Annotated in this window: 24 protein-coding genes; 10 read left to right on the top strand and 14 right to left on the bottom strand. The window is 71.7% G+C overall.

The genetic code is table 11. The features are described 5' to 3' along the window. Positions 1–3: 3 nt before the first annotated feature. From ABD785_RS20400 to dut, 6 genes are all read right to left on the bottom strand, one after another. The gene (locus ABD785_RS20400; RefSeq protein ID WP_344830592.1) at positions 4–825 is read right to left on the bottom strand and encodes a potassium-transporting ATPase subunit C; all 822 of its coding nucleotides are present in this window, start codon (positions 823–825) and stop codon (positions 4–6) included. After that, complete coding sequence (gene kdpB, locus ABD785_RS20405) at positions 825–2,909, bottom strand: potassium-transporting ATPase subunit KdpB (RefSeq protein ID WP_344830593.1); 2,085 nt, start codon at positions 2,907–2,909, stop codon at positions 825–827. Before kdpB ends, ABD785_RS20400 begins: the two co-directional genes overlap by 1 nt. Next, positions 2,909–4,543 (bottom strand): potassium-transporting ATPase subunit KdpA, encoded by a 1,635-nt coding sequence (gene kdpA, locus ABD785_RS20410; protein ID WP_344830596.1) that lies wholly within the window; start codon positions 4,541–4,543, stop codon positions 2,909–2,911. Before kdpA ends, kdpB begins: the two co-directional genes overlap by 1 nt. Then, complete coding sequence (kdpF, locus tag ABD785_RS20415) at positions 4,544–4,633, bottom strand: K(+)-transporting ATPase subunit F (protein ID WP_344830597.1); 90 nt, start codon at positions 4,631–4,633, stop codon at positions 4,544–4,546. It lies immediately after the preceding gene. A 144-nt stretch (positions 4,634–4,777) separates the two neighbouring features. Continuing rightward, positions 4,778–5,569 carry a DUF3710 domain-containing protein gene (locus ABD785_RS20420; RefSeq protein WP_344830600.1) on the bottom strand — a complete coding sequence of 264 codons (792 nt, stop codon included), beginning with the start codon at positions 5,567–5,569 and terminating at the stop codon, positions 4,778–4,780. Between the two features lie 15 nt (positions 5,570–5,584). Further along, entirely contained in the window at positions 5,585–6,049 is a 465-nt protein-coding gene (dut, locus tag ABD785_RS20425; protein ID WP_344830602.1) for a dUTP diphosphatase, read from the bottom strand. 89 nt (positions 6,050–6,138) lie between these two features. Between dut and ABD785_RS20430 the strand changes: the two genes are divergently transcribed. The 3 genes from ABD785_RS20430 to ABD785_RS20440 are packed head-to-tail and all read left to right on the top strand — an operon-like array spanning position 6,139 to position 7,558. Next, positions 6,139–6,483, top strand: a complete 345-nt coding sequence (locus ABD785_RS20430; protein ID WP_344830604.1) for a DUF6412 domain-containing protein — start codon at positions 6,139–6,141, stop codon at positions 6,481–6,483. Continuing rightward, positions 6,429–7,088 (top strand): YidC/Oxa1 family membrane protein insertase, encoded by a 660-nt coding sequence (locus tag ABD785_RS20435; protein WP_344830606.1) that lies wholly within the window; start codon positions 6,429–6,431, stop codon positions 7,086–7,088. Before ABD785_RS20430 ends, ABD785_RS20435 begins: the two co-directional genes overlap by 55 nt. Further along, the gene (locus ABD785_RS20440) at positions 7,085–7,558 is read left to right on the top strand and encodes a nucleoside 2-deoxyribosyltransferase domain-containing protein (protein ID WP_344830609.1); all 474 of its coding nucleotides are present in this window, start codon (positions 7,085–7,087) and stop codon (positions 7,556–7,558) included. The genes ABD785_RS20435 and ABD785_RS20440 overlap by 4 nt, the downstream gene beginning before the upstream one ends. On the opposite strand, the gene ABD785_RS20445 is transcribed toward ABD785_RS20440, so the two are convergent. Next, positions 7,527–8,222, bottom strand: a complete 696-nt coding sequence (locus ABD785_RS20445; RefSeq protein WP_344830611.1) for a PIG-L deacetylase family protein — start codon at positions 8,220–8,222, stop codon at positions 7,527–7,529. The two genes, ABD785_RS20440 and ABD785_RS20445, sit on opposite strands and share 32 nt — an antisense overlap. Before the next feature lie 30 nt (positions 8,223–8,252). On the opposite strand from ABD785_RS20445, the gene ABD785_RS20450 reads away from it, so the two are divergent. Beyond that, complete coding sequence (locus ABD785_RS20450) at positions 8,253–9,191, top strand: hypothetical protein (RefSeq protein ID WP_425547798.1); 939 nt, start codon at positions 8,253–8,255, stop codon at positions 9,189–9,191. Positions 9,192–9,194: 3 nt separating this feature from the next. Here ABD785_RS20450 and ABD785_RS20455 read toward each other — a convergent pair whose 3' ends face one another. The 3 genes from ABD785_RS20455 to ABD785_RS20465 form a co-directional block, all read right to left on the bottom strand. Then, positions 9,195–10,049, bottom strand: coding sequence for an aldo/keto reductase (locus tag ABD785_RS20455; protein WP_344830615.1), 855 nt, complete (start codon positions 10,047–10,049; stop codon positions 9,195–9,197). A 90-nt stretch (positions 10,050–10,139) separates the two neighbouring features. Next, positions 10,140–12,425: an FtsX-like permease family protein gene (locus ABD785_RS20460; RefSeq protein ID WP_344830618.1), complete on the bottom strand. Its 2,286-nt coding sequence runs from the start codon at positions 12,423–12,425 to the stop codon at positions 10,140–10,142. Next, a complete protein-coding gene (locus ABD785_RS20465; RefSeq protein ID WP_344830620.1) occupies positions 12,422–13,096 on the bottom strand; it encodes an ABC transporter ATP-binding protein in 675 nt (224 codons plus the stop codon). Before ABD785_RS20465 ends, ABD785_RS20460 begins: the two co-directional genes overlap by 4 nt. Before the next feature lie 137 nt (positions 13,097–13,233). Between ABD785_RS20465 and ABD785_RS20470 the strand changes: the two genes are divergently transcribed. The 5 genes from ABD785_RS20470 (at position 13,234) to ABD785_RS20490 (ending at position 16,829) form a co-directional block, all read left to right on the top strand. Continuing rightward, positions 13,234–14,007: a sensor histidine kinase gene (locus tag ABD785_RS20470; RefSeq protein ID WP_344830623.1), complete on the top strand. Its 774-nt coding sequence runs from the start codon at positions 13,234–13,236 to the stop codon at positions 14,005–14,007. Further along, positions 14,004–14,648: a response regulator gene (locus ABD785_RS20475; protein ID WP_344830626.1), complete on the top strand. Its 645-nt coding sequence runs from the start codon at positions 14,004–14,006 to the stop codon at positions 14,646–14,648. The genes ABD785_RS20470 and ABD785_RS20475 overlap by 4 nt, the downstream gene beginning before the upstream one ends. Before the next feature lie 69 nt (positions 14,649–14,717). After that, on the top strand, positions 14,718–15,992 hold the full coding sequence (locus tag ABD785_RS20480) for a cytochrome P450 (RefSeq protein ID WP_344830631.1): 1,275 nt from the start codon (positions 14,718–14,720) through the stop codon (positions 15,990–15,992). A 19-nt stretch (positions 15,993–16,011) separates the two neighbouring features. Further along, a complete protein-coding gene (locus ABD785_RS20485; protein ID WP_344830634.1) occupies positions 16,012–16,368 on the top strand; it encodes a tetratricopeptide repeat protein in 357 nt (118 codons plus the stop codon). A 20-nt stretch (positions 16,369–16,388) separates the two neighbouring features. Then, positions 16,389–16,829 carry a DUF3224 domain-containing protein gene (locus ABD785_RS20490; protein ID WP_344830639.1) on the top strand — a complete coding sequence of 147 codons (441 nt, stop codon included), beginning with the start codon at positions 16,389–16,391 and terminating at the stop codon, positions 16,827–16,829. Here ABD785_RS20490 and ABD785_RS20495 read toward each other — a convergent pair. Together ABD785_RS20495 and valS are read right to left on the bottom strand one after the other, a co-directional pair. Then, positions 16,793–17,116, bottom strand: coding sequence for a DUF2087 domain-containing protein (locus ABD785_RS20495; protein ID WP_344830642.1), 324 nt, complete (start codon positions 17,114–17,116; stop codon positions 16,793–16,795). The genes ABD785_RS20490 and ABD785_RS20495 overlap by 37 nt on opposite strands. Before the next feature lie 76 nt (positions 17,117–17,192). Continuing rightward, complete coding sequence (gene valS, locus ABD785_RS20500; protein WP_344830644.1) at positions 17,193–19,712, bottom strand: valine--tRNA ligase; 2,520 nt, start codon at positions 19,710–19,712, stop codon at positions 17,193–17,195. Between the two features lie 113 nt (positions 19,713–19,825). Here valS and ABD785_RS20505 point away from each other — a divergent pair, with 113 nt between their 5' ends. Continuing rightward, positions 19,826–20,119 (top strand): DUF4235 domain-containing protein, encoded by a 294-nt coding sequence (locus ABD785_RS20505; protein WP_344830647.1) that lies wholly within the window; start codon positions 19,826–19,828, stop codon positions 20,117–20,119. 126 nt (positions 20,120–20,245) lie between these two features. Here ABD785_RS20505 and ABD785_RS20510 read toward each other — a convergent pair whose 3' ends face one another. Together ABD785_RS20510 and ABD785_RS20515 are read right to left on the bottom strand one after the other, a co-directional pair. Then, the gene (locus tag ABD785_RS20510; protein ID WP_344830650.1) at positions 20,246–21,091 is read right to left on the bottom strand and encodes a hypothetical protein; all 846 of its coding nucleotides are present in this window, start codon (positions 21,089–21,091) and stop codon (positions 20,246–20,248) included. 3 nt (positions 21,092–21,094) lie between these two features. Next, positions 21,095–21,391: a DUF4193 domain-containing protein gene (locus ABD785_RS20515; protein ID WP_344830652.1), complete on the bottom strand. Its 297-nt coding sequence runs from the start codon at positions 21,389–21,391 to the stop codon at positions 21,095–21,097. Positions 21,392–21,915: the final 524 nt, after the last annotated feature.

Raw genomic sequence — 21,915 nt, forward strand, 5'->3', positions numbered from 1 at the left:
GGTCTATTTCATCGTGTCGAGCGCGAGGTTGAGTTCCAGGACGTTCACCCGGGGCGAGCCGAGGAAGCCCAGGCCGCGCCCCGAGGTGTGGTCCTGCACGGCGTCCATGACCCGGGCGGGGGTCAGCCCGCGTGCCCTGGCGACGCGGGCGACCTGGATGCGGGCGTACTCGGGCGAGATGTGCGGGTCGAGCCCGGAGCCGCTCGCCGTCACCGCGTCGGCGGGCACCGCGGGCGTCCGGTCGGTGATCTTCACGGGGACGAGCCTCCCCGCGGCGGGCGAGGAGCCCTGCGGGGCGCAGATTACCTTGACGCCCTTGTACCGGACGATCGACGGCTGGTAGGGGCAGGGCTCGTTGACGCTGACCACCCTGGACGGGTGCGGGATCCGGCCGTCGGCGGTCCTCGGCCCGAACAGGGCGAGCGCCGCGCCGACCCCGCTGGGCAGGCAGTAGGGCCTGCTCCCGTCCACGCCCTCGCGACCGCCGATGACCTTGCTGCGGGCGCACACGAGGGTCAGCAGGCTGGGCTGGTCCGGCCGGTCGACGATGCTCTCGGGACCGAGGTTGGACGCCCCCGACGCGGCCCCGTCGTAGTCGCCGGGACGCCCCTGGAAGTACCCGGCCTGCCCGGCGAAGTCCTGCCCGATCAGGCTGCTGCCGACCGTTTTTCCGTTCCTGGTCAGCTTCTGGCCGTCGGCCCGGTCGTTCAGGCCGGGGAGGCGGCCGACCACGAACACCGCGCACGGGTAGAGCACCCCGACCAGGACGGTCAGGGCGAGCAGCGCGCGGAGCGCGGCGAGATGCTGCCGGATCCAGACGGGCATCAGGACATCCCCGGAAGGAACTGGACGAACAGGTCTATGATCTTGATTCCGAGGAACGGCGCGACGACCCCGCCGAGCCCGTAGACCGTCAGGTTGCGGCCCAGCAGTTCCGAGGCCCCTCCCGGCCGGTACGCGACGCCCTTCAGCGCCAGCGGGATCAGCGCGATGATGATCAGGGCGTTGAAGATGATCGCCGACAGGATCGCGCTCTGCGGCGAGTGCAGGCGCATGACGTTGAGCGCGCCGAGGCCCGGGTAGAGGGCCACGAACAGGGCGGGGATGATCGCGAAGTACTTGGCGACGTCGTTGGCGATCGAGAAGGTCGTCAGGGCGCCGCGGGTGATCAGGAGCTGCTTGCCGATCTCGACGATCTCGATGAGCTTGGTGGGGTCGGAGTCCAGGTCGACCATGTTCCCGGCCTCCTTGGCCGCGCTCGTGCCCGTGTTCATGGCCACGCCCACGTCCGCCTGGGCCAGCGCGGGGGCGTCGTTGGTGCCGTCGCCCGTCATCGCGACGAGACGGCCGCCCTCCTGCTCGGCCTTGATGTAAGCCATCTTGTCCTCGGGCCGGGCCTCGGCGATGAAGTCGTCCACGCCCGCCTCCTCGGCGATGGCCCTCGCCGTCAGCGGGTTGTCCCCGGTCACCATGACCGTGCGGATGCCCATGGCGCGCATCTCCTCGAAGCGCTCGCGCATCCCCGGCTTGACGACGTCCTTGAGATGGACGACGCCCAGCACCCTGGCCTCCCCGCGCACGACCTCTCCGACGACCAGCGGGGTGCCGCCCGAGGCCGAGATCTCCTCGACCACCTCGTCGAGCTCGCCGGGGACGGTGCCGCCCTCGGCGCGGATCCACGCGGCGACCGATGCGGCCGCTCCCTTGCGGAGCCTGCGGGCGCCGCTCCCCCCGGTCGCGAGGTCCACGCCCGACATGCGGGTCTGGGCGGTGAAGGGGATCCACTCGGCGTGCTCCAGCCCGCCGACCGGGCGTCCGGCCAGCCCGTGGGCGGTCTCGGCGTGCTCGACCACGGAGCGGCCCTCGGGCGTCTCGTCCGCGAGCGAGGAGAGCCGGGCGGCGTCGGCGAGGTCCTCGGCGGAGACCCGTCCGACCGGGACGAAGGCGCCCGCCCTCCGGTCGCCGAGCGTGATGGTGCCGGTCTTGTCGAGCAGCAGCGTGCCGACGTCGCCCGCCGCCTCCACCGCCCGTCCCGACATGGCCAGGACGTTCCGCTGGACCAGCCGGTCCATGCCCGCGATGCCGATCGCCGACAGCAGCGCGCCGATCGTGGTCGGGATCAGGCAGACCACCAGCGCGACCATGACGATGCCGGTGACGCCGTGCTCGTCGAGGGCCACGGAGTCCGGGACGCCCGGCTGCCCCGCCCTGGCGAAGATCGCCATCGGCTGGAGCGTGGCGACGGCCAGCAGGAAGATGATCGTCAGTGCGGAGAGCAGGATGCCGAGGGCGATCTCGTTGGGCGTCTTCTGCCGGTCGGCCCCCTCGACCAGGGCGATCATCCGGTCGATGAACGACTCGCCGGGCCGCTGGGTGACCCGCACGACGATCCGGTCGGACAGGACCCTGGTGCCGCCCGTCACCGCGCTGCGGTCCCCGCCCGACTCCCGGATGACCGGGGCCGACTCGCCGGTGATCGCCGACTCGTCGACGCTCGCGACCCCCTCGACCACGTCGCCGTCGGCCGGCACGAGCCCGCCCGCCTCGACGACCACGAGATCGTCGCGACGGAGTTCCGGCGCGGGCACCTCCTCCTCGGCGTCCGGGGCGGGCCGGCCGGTCAGCCTGCGGGCCGTCATGTCCTTCTTGGCGTTCTTCAGCGTGGCGGCCTGCGCCTTGCCGCGCCCCTCGGCGATCGACTCGGCCAGGGTGGCGAACAGGACCGTCAGCCAGAGCCAGACCACGATCGCCCAGGCGAACCAGGACGGCCGCACCAGCGCCAGGAGCGTCGACCAGGCCGCGCCGATCTCCACGATCAGCATCACGGGGTTGCGCCACAGGGTCCGAGGGTCGAGCTTGCGCAGCGCCCCCGGCAGGGCCTCCTCCAGCTGGGCACGGCTCAGCGTCATCAGTGGAGTCCCTCCGCGAGCGGCCCGAGCGCCAGCGCGGGCAGGAAGGTGAGCGCGACCAGGACGACCGTCACGCCGACCACCAGCCCGACGAACTGGGGCCGGTGCGTGGGCAGCGTGCCCGCGCCCGCCGGGACGGCCGGCTGCCGGGCCAGCGACCCCGCGAGCCCCAGCACGAAGATCATGGGCAGGAACCGGCCGCAGACCATCACCAGGCCCAGGGCGGTGTTGTAGAACCCGGTGTCGGCGTTCAGCCCCGCGAACGCCGAGCCGTTGTTCGCCCCGGCCGAGGTGAAGGCGTACAGGACCTCGGAGAAGCCGTGCGGGCCGGTGTTGAGCATCGAGGAGCGGGGCCCGGCGAAGGCCATCGCGACCGCCGTCCCGGTCAGGACCAGCACCGGGGTGATCAGGAAGTACATCGAGGCGAACTTGATCTCCCGGCCGCCGATCTTCTTGCCGAGGTACTCGGGGGTCCGCCCGACCATCAGTCCCGCGACGAACACCGTGATGATCGACAGGATCAGGATCCCGTACAGGCCCGAGCCGACCCCGCCGGGCGCGACCTCGCCGAGCATCATGTTCAGCATCGTGATCATGCCGCCGAGGCTGGTGTAGGAGTCGTGGAAGGAGTTGACCGCGCCGGTCGAGGTGAGGGTGGTCGCGGCGGCGAACGTCGCGGACTGGGCGACCCCGAACCGGGTCTCCACGCCCTCCAGCGCCGCCCCCGCGGCGCTCGGCACCGTCCCGTGGTGCAGGGTCTGGACCCAGTCCAGGCCGACGGCGCTGACGGTCGCGATGACCGCCATGGCCGCGGTGATCGCACGGCCCTGCCGCGGGTCGCCCACCATCCGCCCGAACGTGCGCGGCAGCGAGAACGGGATGACCAGCAGGAGGAAGACCTGGAGCCAGTTCGTCCAGACGGCCGGGTTCTCGTAGGGATGGGCGGAGTTGGCGTTGAAGAAGCCGCCGCCGTTGGTGCCGAGTTCCTTGATCGCCTCCTGGGAGGCGACCGGTCCGCCGGGAAGACTCTGGTTCCGGCCGATCAGGGTCTTGTAGGTCTCGAAGTGGTCGAAGTTCTGGACCGTCCCGCCGATGATCAGCACGATCGCGATCACCGCGCAGGCGGGCAGCAGGATCCGGACGACCCCGCGCACCAGGTCGGTCCAGAAGTTGCCCAGGTGCTCGGTCCGCTCCCGGGACAACCCGCGCACCAGCGCGATCGCCACCGAGAGCCCGACGGCGGCACTGACGAAGTTCTGGACGGCGAGCCCGGCCATCTGCACCAGATGGCCCATGGCGGTCTCACCCGGGTAGGCCTGCCAGTTGGTGTTGGTCACGAAACTGACCGAGGTGTTCCAGGCGAGGCCGGGCGCCACCCGGGGCGCGCCGAGGTTCAGCAGCCGCTGGAAGCCGTACAGGAAGACGACCGAGACGCCGGAGAAGGCCAGAACGCTCCGGGCGTAGGTCGTCCAGGTCTGCTCGGTCTCCGGCCGTACGCCGATGATCCGGTAGAGGACCGTCTCGGTCTTCCTGTGCCCGGTGCCGGTGTACACCCCGGCCATGTAGTCGCCGAGCGGGCGGTGGGCGGCGGCGAGCGCGGCCGCCAGCACCACCAGGAAGACCAGCGCGGCCATCTAGAACCGCTCCGGGAACAGCAGCGCGGCGACCAGGAGGGCGGCGAGACCGATCACCAGGACCAGGCCGATGGCGTTGGCGGCGTTCACAGCCGGTCCACCGCCCTCACCAGCAGGGCGAAGAGCGCGAACACGGCGGCCGTCAGCGCGAGAAAGCCAAGATCAGCCATGTGGGCTGACCTACCCGCCGTGATCAGCCGGCAGTTCAGCCCACAGGGTCAAGATCGGGGAAAGCTAGCGGACCTCGGAGATCTCCGGGCCGCGGGTGAAGGGGTCGATGCCCTCGTCGTCGTCCCCGTCGGCCTCGGCCATGGCCTGCTGGGCCTCGGTCGGAAGGGTGAACTCCAGGAGCTCACGCGGCGGCATCGGGTGCTCGCCCCGGTTGACGACGATCTGGCTGAAGACGTCCTCGAGGACCTGCCACTGCTCCTCGTCCTCGACGGCCGCACCGGTCACGACGGCGCGCAGGAACCAGCGGGAGCCGTCGACGCCGATGAACTTGGCGGGCTGCCACGCGTATCCCTGGTCGATGACCTCCTGCGGGATCGAGGCGCGCATCTCCTCCGGCATCTGCTCGAGGATCTCCTCGGTCAGCGGGGCCGGGATCAGGGCGTGGAGCTCGGTGCCGAAGGGGCCTTCGGCCTCCTGGGTCTGGCCCTGGGCGTTCTCGGCGATCTCCTGGGCGGTCTCCTTGCGGATCTCGTCCCAGATCCCGGCGCGCTTGGGAGCGGCGAACGCCTGGAGCTGCATCGCGCTCTCACCCGTGACGACGGTGACGGCGACGATCCGGCCACCGACCGGGTTGCCCTCCTCGTCGACCTCGGCGGCCTCGAGGTTGACCTGCACCTCGATGCCCTGGCCGATCGGGACCTGGATGGAGCCGAAGTCGATGCGCTCCAGCTCGGGGATCTCGTCGGTAGCGGCGTCCCAGGGACCGGTACCGCTCACTTCGGCGGTCTCGACCTCGGCGACCTCAGCGGTCTCCGCCGCCGGCTCCTCTTCCTGACGACGACGTCCGAAAGCCACGTGATTACTCCTTCGTTATGAGTGCGCAGGCTGAGCGTATCCCCCCGTAGAACCGAATCCGCCCGTTCCACGCGCCGAGCCGGGCAACTCCGCGACTTCGCTGAAAAGCGCCCGCTCGACCTTCTGGATCACGAGCTGAGCGATCCGGTCGCCCCGCCGCAGCGTGACGGTGTCCCTGAGGTCCGTGTTGAGGAGGGTCACCTTGATCTCACCCCGGTACCCGGCGTCGACGGTGCCGGGCGCGTTGACGAGTGTTACCCCCAACTTAGCCGCCAATCCCGACCTCGGGTGGACGAAGGCGGCGTAGCCGTCCGGAAGCGCGATCGCGAGCCCGGTGGGGACCACGGCCCGCTCCCCCGGCATCAGCTCGACGTCCTCGGCGGCGTACAGGTCGGCGCCCGCGTCCCCCGGATGGGCGTAGGACGGGGCGGGCAGCCCCTCGTCCAGGCGCTGGATCAGAATCTCGACCGTGCTCCGCATCGCTCCCCCTCTGGGGCCCTCGCTCCGGTGACCCCGCGGCTCCTGAAGACCCGCCGGAACCTTATCGCGGGCCTCCGCGTCTGACCGGCATGATCGCGATCGTGGCGTGGGTGCGGCCGGGGCCGACCGCCCCGTCCGCCGCGCTGCTGTCGCTGACCCTCGCCGCGCTCCTGGTCGCCGGGCTGGCCGCCGTGATCGTGGCCCGGCTCGGCCTCGCGGAGCCTCTGACGGCCATCGTCCGGCTCCGGACCAGGGCCTCCCTGGCGGTGTTCGTCCCGGTGAGCCATCCCGGCGCACCCGGCCGGGCCAGGCCTCGTGCTCCGACGGCACTGATCGGTTCCCTCATCCGATCATTCCCGTCGTTCACCGGAGGTTCGCCGTGTCCCTGTTCTCCGCGCCCGTCGAGGGCGCCTACCACCTGCTCGGCGCGCTGACGGCGGTTCTGCCGCCCGTCGTCGCGATCATCGTTCTCACCGTCGGCACGCGGCTGGCCCTGGTGCCGCTCTCGATCCGGGCCGCGCGGGCGGAGAAGGCCAGGGCGGCGCTGGCGCCGCGGGTCGAGAAGCTCCGCAGGCGCTGGAAGGCCGATCCCCAGCGGCTGCTCCAGGAGACCTCGGCGCTCTACCGGCGGGAGGGGGTGAGCATGACCGGCGGGCTGCTGCCGATGCTGGCGCAGGCGCCGTTCGCGTGGGTCGTCTACCGGGTGTTCACCGCGACGGTGATCGCCGGGCAGGCCAACGCGCTGCTCGTCCACACCTTCCTGACCGTCCCGCTGGGCCAGTCGTGGATCGCCGTGCTCGGGACGGCCGGGGTCTTCTCCCCCGCCTCGGCGCTGTTCCTGGTGCTGTTCGGGCTGCTGGCCGTGATCGCGTGGGTGAACGCGCGGTCCGTCCCGCACCCGCTGATGCGCCTGCTGCCGTTCGGGACGGTCGTCTTCGCCGCCTTCGTCCCCCTGGCCGCGGCCGTCTACCTGGTCGTCTCGGGAGCCTGGACGACCGCCGAACGCGCCGTGACCCGCCGGGTTATTCTCACCACATGAACAACATAACGGTGTTCCGCCCGCCCGGTCCCGTCACGGTCCCGGACGGGCGGCCGCTGCTGTTCCTCGCCGGCTCGATCGACATGGGCGGCGCGCCTCCCTGGCAGGAGGAGGTGATCAAGGGCCTCGCCGATCTCGAGCTGGCGGTGCTGAACCCCCGCCGCGACCACTGGGACTCCTCCTGGCCGCAGACCATCGAGGACCCGCGCTTCCGTGAGCAGGTCGAGTGGGAGCTCGACGGCCTGGAGCGGGCCGACCTCGTCGCCTTCTATTTCTCCCCGACCGGACCGGCCCCGATCACCCTGCTGGAGCTGGGCCTGACCGCCCGGTCCGGACGGCTGATCGTGTGCTGCCCGGACGGCTACTGGCGCAAGGGGAACGTCGAGATCGTGTGCGCGCGGTTCGGAGTCCCCCTGGTCGGAGACCTCGGCGAGCTGGTCAGAGAAGTTCGAAGCCGATGGCGTGGGTGACGCCGACCGCCTCGCCGACCGCGGCGGCCATGCCGCGCACCATGTTCTCGGTCCCGTCGTGGCCGTCGAGGTTGTCGAAGTAGACCTTGTGGGCGCCCAGCGCCGACAGGCCGCGCTCCAGATGACCGGTGACGTCCACGTAGTGGGTGGCCTGCGGTGAGCCGGCGAACAGGCTGAACCGGACGCCGTGCCAGGCCGGTTCCTCCAGGTCGCGGAAGACCCACGGGTTGGAGGCGTCGCGGACGGCGTCGGCGACGGCCAGGCCGAGGACCCGGTGGTCGGCCATGTTGAAGAAGCCGCCGGGGAAGTGATCGCGGAAGTTCCCCGAGATCACCACGTCGGGGCGGTGGCGGCGGATGGCACGGGCCAGGTCGCGGCGGAGCGGCAGACCGTACTCCAGCATCCCGTCGGGATGGTCGAGGAACTCGACGGTCTCGACGCCGACCCGGCGGGCCGCCTCGATCTGCTCGGCCGACCTGATCGGCCCGACCTCCTCCGGCGGCATCGACTGGATGCCCGCCTCCCCCCTCGTGGCCAGGACCTCGATGACGGTCTTGCCCTGGGCGGTCCACTTCGCGATGGCGCAGGCCGCCCCGTACTCGAGATCGTCGGGGTGGGCGACGATCGCCAGGGCCGTACGCCAGTCTTCCGCAACCGGTTCCATGCCCTTCACACTAATCTGTCGGTCGTGACCATGAAGCTGGTTCCCCCGCTGGCCGCCGTCCTGGCCTGCGCCGTGGCCTGTGGCGGGGCCGACGGCCCCGCCCGCGCGGCGTCCCCGCCGACGCCCTCCGCGGCCGGGAAGAGCACGGCCGCCGTGCCGCGCGCGACCGCCGCGCCCACGGCCGTCCCGCCCGCGCGGGTGGTCCCGCCCAAGGTCGCGCCGGGGGTCTCGGCCCGCTGGGTCGTCTACGACCGGCGGACGAAGAAGATCCTCTCGCAGCGGTCGCCCAAGGCCACGATCCGGTCGGCGTCCGTGGTGAAACTGCTGATCGCCGTCGACTACCTGGAGCGGCACGGCGGCCGGGTCGCCGCGGCCGACGCCCGGGCCTTCGGGCTCATGCTGCGCTCCAGCGACGACAAGGCCGCCACCCGGTTCTGGAACCTGGGCGGAAAGGGGAAGATCATCACCCGGATGCGCAAGCGGATCCCGCTGGCGCAGTCCGCTCCCCCGCCCGCCGCCCAGCCCGGGTTCTGGGGCTACACGGCGATCAGCGCCCTCGACATCGCCAAGGCCTACCGCTATCTGGAGGAGAAGGCCACGCCCGCGACCCGGAAGGTCGTCCTGGGGCATCTGCGCACATCCACACCCTGCGGCACCGACGGGTTCGACCAGTCCTTCGGCATCCCCAGCGCGGTCAAGCGCCCCTGGGCGGTCAAGCAGGGCTGGTCGGGGTTCGGGAACACCCCGCCCTACGCGTGCCGGGCCACGGCCCAGGGAGCCTCGTTCACCCCGGTGGCGGGCCCCGACCTCGGCCTCGGCCGTCCGGTCCTGCACACCACCGGGGTGATCGGTGCGGGTGACCGGTACATCGTGGTCGTCCTCACCCTCAACCCCGCGGGGGCGTCCTACCGTACGTCGGTCCAGCGGATCACCAAGCTCGCCAAGGGGCTCACCAAGGGCCTGGCGTAGACCTCACGCCAGCGCGGTGAGCGCCGCGACCTCCTCGTCGGTGAGCGTGATGTCCCCTGCGGCGAGGTTGTCCTCCAGGTGGGCGACCCGGGACGTCCCGGGGATCGGCAGGACGGCCGGCGACCGGTGCAGCAGCCAGGCCAGGGCGAGCCGGGCCGGGCTGGCACCGTGCCGCTCCGCCGCCTCCGCCAGCACCGAACCCGGCCCGGCCAGCTCTCCGGTGGCGAGCGGGAACCACGGGATGAAGCCGATGCCCTCGGCCGTCGCGTACTCCAGGACGTCCTCGGACTGCCGGTTCGTCAGGTTGTAGAGATTCTGCACTGAGACGATCTCCGCGAGCCCGCGGGCGTGCCTGAGCTCGGCCACGCTGACCTCCGACAGGCCGAGATGGCGGATCTTGCCCTCCTTCTGGAGCGCGGCGAGCTCACCGAGCTGGTCCTCCACCGGTACCTGCGGGTCGATCCGGTGGAGCTGGTAGAGGTCGATGCGCTCCAGGCCGAGGCGCCGCAGGCTCATCTCGACGGCCTGCCGCAGGTACTCGGGGCGTCCGACGGGGGCCCAGATGCCCGGGCCGTGCCTGGTCAGGCCGCCCTTGGTGGCGATGACGAGGTCGTCGGCGTAAGGGTGGAGGGCCTCGCGGATCAGGTCCTCGCTGACGAACGGCCCGTAGGAGTCGGCGGTGTCGATCAGGGTCACGCCCGCCTCGACGGCCCGGCGCAGCACCCGGATCGCCTCGTCGCGGTCCGCGGGCTCGCCCCAGATCCCCTCGCCGGTGATCCGCATCGCGCCGAAACCGAGCCTGCGCACCCGCAGGTCACCGCCCAGGTCGAAGAACTCGGAAGTCGGGGAAGCAGACATGGTTCACATCCTTCAGATGGTGGGCTGTTCCTCCATGCGAACCGCCGCGGCCGCCGCACCATTCCGCGCGGCGGCCTCCGGGTACGCCGTTCACTCCGAGCGGAGCGCCGACGCCGTCTTGATCCGGGCCGCCCAGCCCGCCGGGACCAGCGAGCCGAGCACCGCGATGGCCGGGCCCGCCAGCGCGAACCCCGCCGGCCAGGGCCAGGGGTAGATCTCGGTGAAGGTGTAGGGCAGCAGGACCCCGCCGGGCTCGGCCATCTTCGGCAGCACCACCGCCCGGGCGAGGGTCCCGAGCGGCAGCCCGATCAGCCCGCCGGCCAGCCCGAGCGCCGCCATCGAGACCACGACGATCGACAGGACCTGCCGGGGCGTCGCGCCCAGCGACTTGAGTATTCCGAAGTCGCGGGCCCGGTCGTGGGTGTTGAGCACCACCGTGTTGAACACCCCGAGTCCCGCGACGGCCGCGATGCCGAGGGTCAGGGCCGCGATGAGCGCGAGCAGCACGACCTCGCCACCCTCCTGGCCGCCGTGGTCGCCCGTGGCCTCGGTGTGGTAGCCGTCCGCCTTCAGGGCCGCGTCGTAGGCGGAGACCGAGGTCCCCGGCTTCAGCGTGATCTCCATGATCGTCACCCTGAGGCTCGGGAAGATCTGCGTGGCCGAGGCCCAGGACGTGAGGAGGGCGTTGTCGCTCTCCAGGATCGCCAGCCCGACGATCTTCAGGGGAACGCTTCTGCCGCCGGCCTCGACTCCGATGACGTCGCCGACCCGCGTCCCGGAGGCCCGGAGGAGCGGCGCCCCGACCACGGCCTCGCCCGGGCCGGTCAGCCACCGGCCCTTGATCAGGCGGTGGCCGTGCCGGTCGGTGACGTCGCCCTCGTAGGCCTTCATCTGCACCGGGCCCTCCACGCCCGTCACCCCGACCGTCTGCCGGCTGCCCGAACCGACCTTCGCCGTGCCCGGACGGTCCGCGATCGGGACCGTGCCCGGCCCGGCGCCCCGGCGGTCGATGACGTCGAGCTGGTAGGAGGAGGCACGGGTGCCGTCGTCGTTGTAGGCGAAGATCGTCCTGTTGAGCCCGACGGCGAAGGTCACCGCCGCGACGCCCAGGGCGACCGCGCTGATCGTCAGGAGCGTCCTGCCCGGCCGGGCGAACGGCAGGCCGAGGCCGAGGCTCACCGTGCGCGGCAGCCGGGTCATGGCCAGCGCCCGCTGGACCCGCAGGCCCCGGCCGCGGCGGGGCGCGCTGCCCGCGCTCACGGCGACCGCCGCCGGAATCCGGCCCGCCCGGACCGCCGGGACCAGGGCGGTGACCACGATGACCGTGAGGACGCCCAGCAGCGCGCCGAGGTCCACCCAGACCGAGACGCCGCTGGCCGCGGGAAGATCGAGGGAGTCGCCGAGCGTCGAGGTGATCGCCCCCGCCAGGAGGTTGCCGATCACGATCCCGACCAGGCTGCCGAGCATGCCCGGCACCGCGATCATCACCAGGTAGACGCCGGTGACCTGGGCCGGGGTGAATCCGAGCGCCTTCAGCACCCCGATGTGCCGGAACCCCGAGACCACCGCGCCGCTCACGACGTTCCCGATGATGAGGACCGCCACGAGGAGCCCGGCCGCGCCGAAGGCGACCAGGAACGGGATCGCGGTCTTGGCCCGCTCGGTGGCGGCGAGCCTGGCCACCGTGTAGTTCTGGCTGCCGGCGACGGGCAGGTCCCCCGCGACGGAGGAGACGGGGGCGTCCGGGTCGGTGAGCCGGTAGAGCATCTGGTAGCCGGTCGGCGCCGTGATGTCGGCGGGCAGGACCCAGCCCTGGGCCGAGGCGGTGACCGACCTGACGACCCCGACGACCTTCAGGGAGCGGCCCTCGGTGAAGCGCACCGTCTTCCCCAGGGTGTCGAAGCCGTGGAATCTGCTCAGGAAGGTACTGCTCAGGGCGACCTCTCCCGGCGCCGACGGCCACCGTCCGCGGGTGAGCGTCAGCCGGTCGACGCGGGCGGCGTCGTCCGCGGTGCGCCCGACGACCGTCAGCGGGCCCGGCAGGAACGCGATGGACTGGTCGTCGGGGACAGGTTCCTCCGCACCGTCCGGGACGTTCACGGTCATGACGGGATAGGGGCCTCCCGCCGCGATGACGCCGGGGCTCGTGCCCGTCCCGGCGAGCCGGTCCGGGGCCGTGTCAGCGTCGTAGATGACGGTCAGATGGGCGCCGGCGACCTGTTTGAACGCCCGGTCGAAGGGCCCGTCGACGGTGACGAGGAGACCGACCGCGAGCACCGCCGTCGCGGTCGAGATCATCAGGACGGCGCCGAGGATCGACGTCTGGAGCCGCCGCCGCCTGATCGCGAAGCGGGCGGTCCGCCACACCGCCCTCATCGGGCCGCCTCCGTGGCGATGCGGCCGTCCTCGACCTCGACGACGCGGTCGGCGCAGCGCGCGGCCAGCCGCTGGTCGTGGGTGACGATGAGGAGCGTCTGACCGATCTGGTTGAGGTCCAGCAGCAGGTCGATGACCTGGTCGCCGGAGCGGGTGTCGAGGGCGCCGGTCGGCTCGTCGGCCAGCAGCAGCGCGGGCCGGTTCATCAGGGCCCGCGCGACGCCCACGCGCTGGCGCTCGCCGCCCGAGAGGGTCACGGGGTAGGCGTTGCGGCGGTCGGCGATGCCGAGCTCCTCCAGCAGCTCCATCGCCCGGGTCAGCGCCTGCCTGCGCGGGGTGCCGAGAAGCTGGGCGGCGAGGGTGACGTTCTCCAGCACGGGCAGGTCGTCCAGCAGGTTGAAGAACTGGAAGACCATGCCGATCCGGCGGCGCCGGTAGCGGGCCAGGGCCGCCTCGCCCATCGCCGTGATCTCCTCCCCGCCGACCACGACCTCGCCCGAGGTCGGCCGGTCCAGGCCCGCGACCATGTTGAGGAGCGTGGACTTCCCCGAGCCTGAGGGGCCCATCACCGCGACGGCCTCACCGGGCCTGATGTCGAGCGTGACGCCCGCGAGCGCCGCGGTCTCCCCGTACTCCTTGCGCACGTTCCTGAGCCGAACCATCGTTTCCATGGGGCGAAGGTAGGGCGATCCGGACGGCCTGCGCGTCGGGCCCTGGATGTAGGTGCGGGCGTCCGTCATCCGTGCGATGTACGGCCGTCGGCCCGCCGGAGGATGCGTGATCGGCACGGGGCGGCCAGGATGTGAACATGCTCCCGCTCTGGGTCGTCCCGCTGCTGATGGCGCCGCCCTGCCTGTGGGCCTGGCGGGAGCGGCGGCTGCGCCTGGCCGAGCTCGGCTCCCGGACCTGGCTGATGGAGCGGGAGCGGGAGAGCGGGGCGCGGCAGGCCGTCGAGGAGGAGCGGGCACGGGTGGCCAGGGACCTGCACGACATCGTGAGCCACAGCGTCAGCGTGATGGTCGTCCAGGCGGGGGCGGCCAGGCACGGGCTCGGCGGCGGCGAGGCGGAAGAGGCGCTGATGGCGGTCGAGCGGACCGGCCGGGAGGCGATGACGGAGCTGCGGCATCTGCTCGGGGTGCTCGCGCCCGTCCCCGACGGCGACGAGCTGACGCCGCAGCCGTCACTGGCCCGGCTCGGCACCCTGGTGGACCGGATCGCCTTCGCGGGCCTCCCGGTGGACGTGGTGGTGAACGGGGAGCCGAGGCCGCTGCCCGCCGGGGTCGACGCCACCGGCTACCGGATCGTCCAGGAGGCGCTGACCAACGCGCTCAAGCACGGCACGCCCGGGACCCGCGCCGAGGTCATCGTGGGCTACGGGCGCAGCAGCCTGCGGATCGAGGTGCTGAACACCGGCCCCAGCGTGCTGACCGGCTCCGCGGCCGCGCCGTCCGGCGGCCGGGGCGGCCGGGGCCTGGCCGGGCTGCGCGAGCGCGTCGCGGTCTACGGCGGCGACCTGGACGCCCGCCGCAGGCTCGGCGGCGGCTACCGGGTGCGCGCCCGCCTCCCTCTGGAGCGGCCGTGAGCAGGGTGCTGATCGCCGACGACCAGAACCTGGTGCGCTCGGGCTTCCGGATGATCCTCACCAGGGGCGGGCTCGAGGTGGTGGGCGAGGCCGCCGACGGTCTGGAGGCGGTCGAGCAGGCGCGGCGGCTCCGCCCCGACGTGGTCCTGATGGACATCCGGATGCCGGGCCTCGACGGGCTGGAGGCGGCCCGCCGGGTCCTGGCCGACGCCCCCTCCTGCCGGGTCCTGATGCTGACGACCTTCGACCTCGACCGGTACGTGTACGCGGCGCTCGCCGCGGGCGCCAGCGGCTTCCTGCTCAAGGACGTCACGCCCGAGCACCTGGTCAACTCGGTGAAGCTGGTGGCGACCGGCGACGCGCTGCTGGCCCCGTCGATCACCCGCAGGCTGGTCGAGCGGTTCGCCCGGCCCCAGGTCGCGCCGCAGGGCCTGGACGACCTGACGCCGCGCGAGAAGGAGGTCCTCCGGCTGCTCGGCACGGGACTGTCCAACGCCGAGCTGGCGGCGCGGCTCCAGCTCAGCGAGGCCACGGTGAAGACCCACATCGCGAGGATCTTCGCCAAGCTCGGGCTGCGCGACCGGGCGCAGGCCGTCGTGGTGGCCTACGAGTCGGGCCTGGTCGTGCCGGGCGGCTCCTGACCGGTGGCACTTGACCGGCCCGGCCCGGAGGGGATTCGATGGAAACCGAATCGTGTTCTAGGAGGACGCATGGCCGTGGCCGCCGCTGAGCTCGCCGGCATCGAACTGACGGCCCCGGAGTTCTGGGGGCGTCCGCTGCGGGAGCGGGACGAGGCGTTCGCCCGGCTGCGCGCCCAGCCCGCCCCGGTCCACTTCCGCGAGCTGAAGATCCCCTTCATCCCGCACGGTGACGGCTTCCACGCCCTGGTCAGGCATGCCGACGTGGTCGAGGCCAGCCGCCGGGCCGACGTCTTCTCCTCCGAGCCGGCCTCCAACAGCATCTCCGACCTGCCCGGCTACCTGGCCCGTTTCTTCGGCTCGATGATCAACATGGACGATCCCCGGCACGCCAAGATCCGCCGCATCGTCTCCCGGGCCTTCACACCCCGGATGCTCGCCCGGCTCGACGACGACATCGACACCGCCGCCCGCGAGATCGTCGACGACGTGCTGGCCGGGCGCGGCACCGGGGACTTCGTCCTGGACGTCGCCGCCCGGCTCCCGGTCCGGATCATCTGCGACATGATGGGCATCCCGGCGTCCGAACGCGACCGGGTCTTCCGCCACACCAACACCATCCTCGGTATCGGCGACCCCGAGTACGGGGTCGGGTCCGCGATCAGCCGGACGTCCGTCGCGCTCGGGCTGATCCAGGTCCTCGACGCGGCGACCGATCTGCAGCTCATGGTCCGGCGGCTGGGCCGCCAGCGCAGGCGCAGGCCGTCAGACGATCTGATCACGGCCCTGACGACCGGGAACATCGACGGCGAGCAGCTCACCGACCAGGAGCTCGGCTCGTTCTTCATCCTCCTGGTCGCGGCGGGCAACGAGACCACCCGCAACGCCATCTCGCACGCGCTGAAATTGCTGACCCTCAACGAGGACCAGCGCGCCCTGCTCGTCTCCGACCTCGACCGGTACCTGCCCACGGCCGTCGAGGAGATCGTCCGGTACTCCACGCCGGTCATCCAGTTCCGCCGGACCCTCACCCGCGACCACGTCCTCAACGGCCACCCGTTCCTCGAGGGCCAGAAGGTCCTGCTCTACTACAACTCCGCCAACCGCGACGAGGCCGTCTTCACCGACCCCGACCGCTTCGACATCACCCGCCACCCCAATCCGCACGTCGGGTTCGGCGGCCCGGGGCCGCACTTCTGCCTGGGTGCCAATCTCGCCCGCCGGGAGATCTCGGTGATGCTCCGCGAGCTCTACACGCGCGTCCCCGCCCTCCGCTCCACCGGCGCCCCCGACCGTCTCCTGTCGGGGTTCATCAACGGCATCAAACACCTGGAATACACCGTCTGACCGCCCTGTTACGCCCGGCATGATGTACGAGGAGTACCGCCGCGCCCTGATGTTCTTCGAGGCCAGGCAGTACACCGAGGCGGCACGGCTGCTCGCTCCGCTGCTGGAGGCCGAGCCCGGCAACCGCTCCCTGGTGGAACTGCAGGCCCGCGCCTACTTCCACAGCGCCCAGCTCGGCCGCGCCGAGGGCGCCCTGAACCGGCTGCTGGAGCTCGCCCCCGACGACGGATGGGCCCGCGAGGCCCTGGCCCGGACGCTGGAGCGGGCCGGACGCCCCGGTGAGGCACGCGTCCACCGGCGGCTGGCTGGCGCGCTCGGCGTCGCCCCGGCCGAGGGCACCGAGGCCGTGGTCACGGCCGCGAACCTGGTGTCGTAGCCCTTCGATAGCGTGGCGGGATGAGAGCAGAGGGAACCTTCAAGGTCCAGGACTTCACGCCGGCGGCCGTGGCCCCGACCCTCACGGTCAAGACCGGCGTCGACGTGGGGGTCGCCACGATGGAGAAGAGCTTCGACGGCGGTTTCGCCGGCCGTTCCGCCACCCTCTTCACCGCCGCGTTCGACCAGGCCACCGGCACGGGCACCTATGTCGCGATGGAGTCCTTCGAGGGCTCGCTGAACGGCGTCGAGGGCACGTTCAACTTCGCGCACACCGCGTCGACGACGGGCAGCGACCGCACCGACGCCCACTTCCTGGTCGTCCCCGGCAGCGGCACCGCCGGCCTCACCGGCATCTCCGGCACCGGCGAGCTGACCGTCGACGCCGACGGCACCCACCGCGTCTGGATCGAGTACGTCCTCCCTCAGGAGGCCTCCCCCGGCGGGTCCAGGACCCAGTAGGTGCCGGTGCTGTCGTCGCGGGCGAGCAGCCGCAGGTCGACCAGGTAGCGGCGGAGCGTCACATGGTCGGTGACGCCGCCGTCCGTCCAGGACTTCAGCTTCGCGTTGACGGTCTTCTCGTCGTAGCGCTCCCCCCGGGTGAAGGCGGCCGCGGCGAGGGTCTCCAGCACGATCTTCTTCCGCGTCCACTTCGCGGGGAGGCGGATGAGGCGGCCGTCGCGGAGGAACGCGTCGGGCTTCCAGCCGCCGGGCTGCCGGGCGTCGGGGTCTGCTGTCTCGGTGGCCATCTCCCCACGCTACGACCGGCCCGGCGGGCGGCGCAAAGGCTTATCCCGCCGCCGGGAACCGGCCGTCCGCCCTCGGTCAGGCCAGGGTGACCTCGACGGAGAGCTCTCCTTCGGACTCCTCGAAGACCAGGTCGCCGATGTTGCCCGCCGCCCTGAGGTCGGCCGCGGCGGCCCCGGCCCGCTCCGCGCCGGTCCCGGTGATCCGGACCAGGGCGACCGGTGCCTTCATCGACAGCTGCGCCTTCGACTTGGCCTTGCGGATCTGCCGCAGCGCCTCGGCCGTCGGCGCGAGGGTCCCGCTCCCCGCACCGGTGACCGGGAGCTCCGCCGCCTCCGGCCACGGCGCCCGGTGCACCGACCCCTCGCCGTGCCAGGACCAGACCTCCTCGGTCGCGTACGGCAGGAACGGCGCGAACAGCCGCAGCAGCACCGACAGCGCGGTGCGCAGGGTCCCCCGGGCGGACTCCGCGAGCTCGCCCTCGGCGTAGGCGCGCTGCTTGACCAGCTCCAGGTAGTCGTCGCAGAACTGCCAGAAGAACCGCTCGGTGCGGTCGAGGGCCCGCGTGTAGTCGTAGGACTCGAACGCCTCGGTCGCCTCGCCGACGACCTCCGCGAGGTTCTCCAGCAGGCTCCGGTCCAGCTCGGTCAGCGGCGTCGCACCGGCGGGGCCCTCCAGCGCCAGGACGAACCTCGACGCGTTGAGGATCTTCAGCGCGAGACGGCGGCCGACCTTGATCTGGCCGGTGTCGAACGCCGTGTCGGTGCCGGGACGCCCGCTGGCCGCCCAGTAGCGGACGGCGTCCGAGCCGTACTCGTGCAGCAGCCCGATCGGCGTGACGACGTTGCCGACCGACTTCGACATCTTCTTGCGGTCGGGATCGAGGATCCAGCCCGACAGCGCGACGTCGGTCCACGGCAGCGTCCCGTGCTCCAGATCCGCCCGGACGACGGTCGAGAACAGCCAGGTCCTGATGATGTCGTGCCCTTGGGGCCGCAGGTCGTAGGGGAAGACCCGGCCGAACAGGTCGGGATCGGTCTCCCAGCCGCCGGCGATCTGCGGGGTCAGCGACGACGTCGCCCAGGTGTCGAAGATGTCGGGATCGCCGGCGAACCCCTCGGGCTTGCCGCGCTGCTCCTCGGAGTAGCCGGGCGGGACGTCACTGGACGGATCGACCGGCAGGAGCTCCTCTCCCGGGACGATCGGCCGCTCGTGGTCGGGCTCCCCCGCGGCGTCCAGCGGGTACCAGACCGGGATCGGGACGCCGAAGAACCGCTGCCGGGAGACCAGCCAGTCCCCCGCGAGCCCCTCGACCCAGTTCTCGTACCGCGAGCGCATGAACCCCGGATGCCACGCCAGCTCCCGGCCGCGCTCCAGGAAACGCTCGCGCAGGGCGGCATCGCGGCCGCCGTTGCGCAGGTACCACTGCCGGGTCGTGACGATCTCGAGCGGCTTGCTGCCCTTCTCGTAGAAGGAGACGGGCCGGACGACCGGGCGCGGCTCGCCGTCCAGCTCGCCCGAGGCCCGCAGCAGCTCGACGACGCGTTCCTTCGCCGAGTGGACCGTCTTGCCCGCCAGCTCGTCGTACGGCGAGGCGGGGACGCCCGGCGGCGGGGTGGCGACGAGGCGGCCGTCCCAGCCGATGACGGGCCGGATCGGCAGGTCGAGCTCGCGCCACCAGAGGACGTCGGTCGTGTCACCGAAGGTGCAGACCATGACGAGCCCGCTCCCCTTCTCCGGATCGGCGAGGCGGTGGGCGCGGATCGGGATCTCGACCCCGAACAGCGGGCTCGTGGCGGTCGTGCCGAACAGCGGCTTGAAGCGTTCGTCGTCGGGGTGGGCGACCAGGGCGACGCAGGCGGGCAGCAGCTCGGGCCGGGTCGTCTCGACGAACAGGTCGCCCGAGGCGTGGTGGAAGGCGATCCGGTGGAAGGCGCCGGGATGGTCGCGGTTCTCCAGCTCGGCCTGGGCGACGGCGGTCCGGAAGGTGACGTCCCACAGGGTCGGCGCCTCGGACAGGTAGGCCTCGCCGCGCGCCAGGTTCCGCAGGAACGCCCGCTGGGAGGCGGCCCTGGACCGGTCGCTGATGGTCGAGTACAGATGGGTCCAGTCGACCGACAGGCCGACCCTGCGCCACATCTCCTCGAACGCCTTCTCGTCGACGGCCGTCAGCCGCTCGCACAGCTCGATGAAGTTCCGCCTCGAGACGGAGACCTGCGTCTTGCCCGGCTTGTCCGGCGGCTCGAACGCGGGGTCGTAGGCGACGGACGGATCGCACCGGACACCGAAGAAGTTCTGGACCCGGCGCTCGGTCGGCAGACCGTTGTCGTCCCAGCCGATCGGGTAGAAGACCGCCTTGCCGCGCATCCGCTGGTAGCGGGCGATGGTGTCGGTGTGGGTGTAGGAGAAGACGTGCCCGACGTGCAGCGATCCCGAGACGGTCGGCGGCGGTGTGTCGATCGCGTAGACCTCGGCGCGCGGCCTGGTCCGGTCGAAGGCGTAGGTGCCGGCGGACTCCCATACGGCGGCCCACTTCTCCTCGAGACCGTCGAGCGTGACCTTCTCGGGAACGGCGGGCCGTGTGGTTTCAGGAGTCATGCGCACCAGGATATTGACAACGCCGGAGATCGCATGCTTATTAACCGCGCTCAGGGGGATGTAGGCGAGATCGCGATAGCGTCGGAACCGACGGACGCAACGGAAGGACGACGATGCCTCAGAAGCCGGACATCGGCTGGAAGATCTTCGCGGGGATCGCCGGGATGGCGAGCGCCTACGCGGTGCGCAAGACCATCGAGTTCAGCTGGAAGAAGGGCACCGGCAAGGAGCCCCCGATGAACCCCGAGGACCCCAACGTGCGCCTCACCGAGGCACTCGGCTGGGCGGTCATCATGGGCGTCGGCCTCGAGGTGACCCGGGTCCTGGTCAGCCGTGCCGCGGTCAAGCAGTGGGAGACCAGCACCGGAGCGCTCCCCGCCCACCTGCTGAAGGACCTGAAGGACTGAAAAGGCGTGTACGGGGCGGTGGCCGCGGCGTTCTCCGCCGGCCGCCGCCCCCGCGGCGTCCCGGCGCTCCGCCTCCCCCGGCCTTCTTCCCCTGGCCGTCAGGCCCGGGGCGTCAGGTTCCGGCCCTCAGGCCTTGGGCGGGGGGCCCGGCGGCGGAAGAAGCGGCGGCGGTGACTGCGGGGGTGGTGCCTGCGGGGGTGGTGCCTGCGGTGGGCGGGGGGCCTCGGCGATGCCCTTGTTGCCCAGGGTGCCGTACCTGACCAGGTCCGCCCTGATCTTCTCGGCGAGTTTCCTGGTCGCCGCCCGGTTGAGCGTGCCGCCCGCCACCGCGCCCGTGAGGAACGGGCCGAGCGTGGTGAGGCTGCGGCCGAAGGTCTTCATCATCCGCTTGCGCAGCGCCGTCTTCGCGGCACCGCCCAGCGACACGCTCAGCGATCCGGATTCGAGCGGGTTGACGCCGCGCTGCCTGGCCCAGGCCGCCACGTAGACGCTCGCGCGCTGGGCGCGGCTGCCCTGGACCTGGACCCCGTGGACCTCGTGCAGCTCGGCGATCAGCTTGGTCTCGATCGCGGCGATCACCAGCGTCTCCGCCACGACCTGGGCGGGCGCCGTCAGAAGCATGGGCGGCGCGACGAAGTCGACCGCCGCCAGCGCCCCGGCCGCCGCTCCAACGGCGGTCGTGGCGTTCACGGCGTTTCGGGTGAGCTCGTCGGCGAGCGCCTCCCGGGACAGCCCCGGATGGTGACTTCTCAGTGTCTCCAGGTCCCGGAACGTGATCCTCGGAGCCAGGTCCGCGAACACCTCGGAAAGCCAGCGACCGCCCGCCAGGCCCCGTACCCCCGCCTTTTTAGCGCTCGACGAGAGCACACGGGTGAGCCTGGCGAGCAGCCTGCCGCGGGTCTCCTTGTCCAGGTCGTCCCCGGACAGGCGGCCCACAAGCTCGCCGATCTCCTCGTGCTCGTTCTCGGCCATGGTTCAGGCCGCACACTCGGTGCAGACCGGTTCGCCGTTCTTCTCCTTGGCGAGCTGGCTGCGGTGGTGCACGAGGAAGCAGGAACTGCAGGTGAACTCGTCGGCCTGGCGCGGAATGACCTTGAAGGTCAGCTCCTCGTTGGACAGGTCGGCGCCCGGCAGCTCGGCGACCTCGCCGGCGTCCAGATCCTCGTCGATGATGCCCGCGGACTTGTCGGTGCGGCGCGCCTGCAGCTCCTGCAGGCTGTCCTCACCGAGGTCGTCGTCGGTCTTGCGTGGGCTGTCGTAGTCGGTGGCCATCTCTCTCCATCCCCCTCTGTTGCCTGCTGGGGCGCCGCCCAGGAGGCTCCGTTCCTCTTTATGCGCCCCGTCGCGCGGATGTAACGCTCGAGAGGCCAATCTTGTGCCCGGTTGGGGCGGGAAATTCTGTCACGGTTTGTGACCCGCGACACACGTGCCGCTACAGATCACTCCGGTGACTCTCATCACGCCACTTGGTCTCCCGGACCGTAGCGGCGCGTCTACAGCGCCAAAACCACGGGCCCAGAAAGCGATATGCGCCCCCCGGGAAGACCCGTTCGGGAGCGCTGCCGCGGCCGGGATCATACCTGCGAACGGCCGTGCTGCGGGTCATGACGGGGCCATGCTCGCCAAAAAACGCCGGTAGGTCGAGGATTCTGTGGTGAACAACACGCCCGACCCGGTCATCAGAGCAAAAGAAGGCCGTTCCGGACCGTAGGAGCCGGGACACAGGTCCCTGGGTTACGGAAGGGTCAAAGGCCTACAAAAGTACAGAACCCGATATGGCGCTCGTGGGCGACAGG

The organism is Actinocorallia longicatena (genome assembly GCF_039534125.1).
Lineage (GTDB): Bacteria > Actinomycetota > Actinomycetes > Streptosporangiales > Streptosporangiaceae > Actinocorallia > Actinocorallia longicatena.

Excerpts from the sequence above, each read along its gene's own strand:
- ABD785_RS20465 (WP_344830620.1), bottom strand. The coding sequence starts at position 13,096 with ATGGAAACGATGGTTCGGCTCAGGAACGTGCGCAAGGAGTACGGGGAG.
- ABD785_RS20510 (WP_344830650.1), bottom strand. The coding sequence starts at position 21,091 with ATGGCCGAGAACGAGCACGAGGAGATCGGCGAGCTTGTGGGCCGCCTG.
- dut (WP_344830602.1), bottom strand. The coding sequence starts at position 6,049 with ATGCGGAGCACGGTCGAGATTCTGATCCAGCGCCTGGACGAGGGGCTG.
- ABD785_RS20470 (WP_344830623.1), top strand. The coding sequence starts at position 13,234 with ATGCTCCCGCTCTGGGTCGTCCCGCTGCTGATGGCGCCGCCCTGCCTG.
- ABD785_RS20450 (WP_425547798.1), top strand. The coding sequence starts at position 8,253 with ATGAAGCTGGTTCCCCCGCTGGCCGCCGTCCTGGCCTGCGCCGTGGCC.
- ABD785_RS20495 (WP_344830642.1), bottom strand. The coding sequence starts at position 17,116 with ATGGCCACCGAGACAGCAGACCCCGACGCCCGGCAGCCCGGCGGCTGG.
- ABD785_RS20490 (WP_344830639.1), top strand. The coding sequence starts at position 16,389 with ATGAGAGCAGAGGGAACCTTCAAGGTCCAGGACTTCACGCCGGCGGCC.
- ABD785_RS20455 (WP_344830615.1), bottom strand. The coding sequence starts at position 10,049 with ATGTCTGCTTCCCCGACTTCCGAGTTCTTCGACCTGGGCGGTGACCTG.
- ABD785_RS20400 (WP_344830592.1), bottom strand. The coding sequence starts at position 825 with ATGCCCGTCTGGATCCGGCAGCATCTCGCCGCGCTCCGCGCGCTGCTC.
- kdpA (WP_344830596.1), bottom strand. The coding sequence starts at position 4,543 with ATGGCCGCGCTGGTCTTCCTGGTGGTGCTGGCGGCCGCGCTCGCCGCC.
- ABD785_RS20430 (WP_344830604.1), top strand. The coding sequence starts at position 6,139 with ATGATCGCGATCGTGGCGTGGGTGCGGCCGGGGCCGACCGCCCCGTCC.
- ABD785_RS20440 (WP_344830609.1), top strand. The coding sequence starts at position 7,085 with ATGAACAACATAACGGTGTTCCGCCCGCCCGGTCCCGTCACGGTCCCG.
- ABD785_RS20480 (WP_344830631.1), top strand. The coding sequence starts at position 14,718 with ATGGCCGTGGCCGCCGCTGAGCTCGCCGGCATCGAACTGACGGCCCCG.
- ABD785_RS20460 (WP_344830618.1), bottom strand. The coding sequence starts at position 12,425 with ATGAGGGCGGTGTGGCGGACCGCCCGCTTCGCGATCAGGCGGCGGCGG.
- valS (WP_344830644.1), bottom strand. The coding sequence starts at position 19,712 with ATGACTCCTGAAACCACACGGCCCGCCGTTCCCGAGAAGGTCACGCTC.
- ABD785_RS20505 (WP_344830647.1), top strand. The coding sequence starts at position 19,826 with ATGCCTCAGAAGCCGGACATCGGCTGGAAGATCTTCGCGGGGATCGCC.
- ABD785_RS20485 (WP_344830634.1), top strand. The coding sequence starts at position 16,012 with ATGATGTACGAGGAGTACCGCCGCGCCCTGATGTTCTTCGAGGCCAGG.
- kdpB (WP_344830593.1), bottom strand. The coding sequence starts at position 2,909 with ATGACGCTGAGCCGTGCCCAGCTGGAGGAGGCCCTGCCGGGGGCGCTG.
- ABD785_RS20515 (WP_344830652.1), bottom strand. The coding sequence starts at position 21,391 with ATGGCCACCGACTACGACAGCCCACGCAAGACCGACGACGACCTCGGT.
- ABD785_RS20445 (WP_344830611.1), bottom strand. The coding sequence starts at position 8,222 with ATGGAACCGGTTGCGGAAGACTGGCGTACGGCCCTGGCGATCGTCGCC.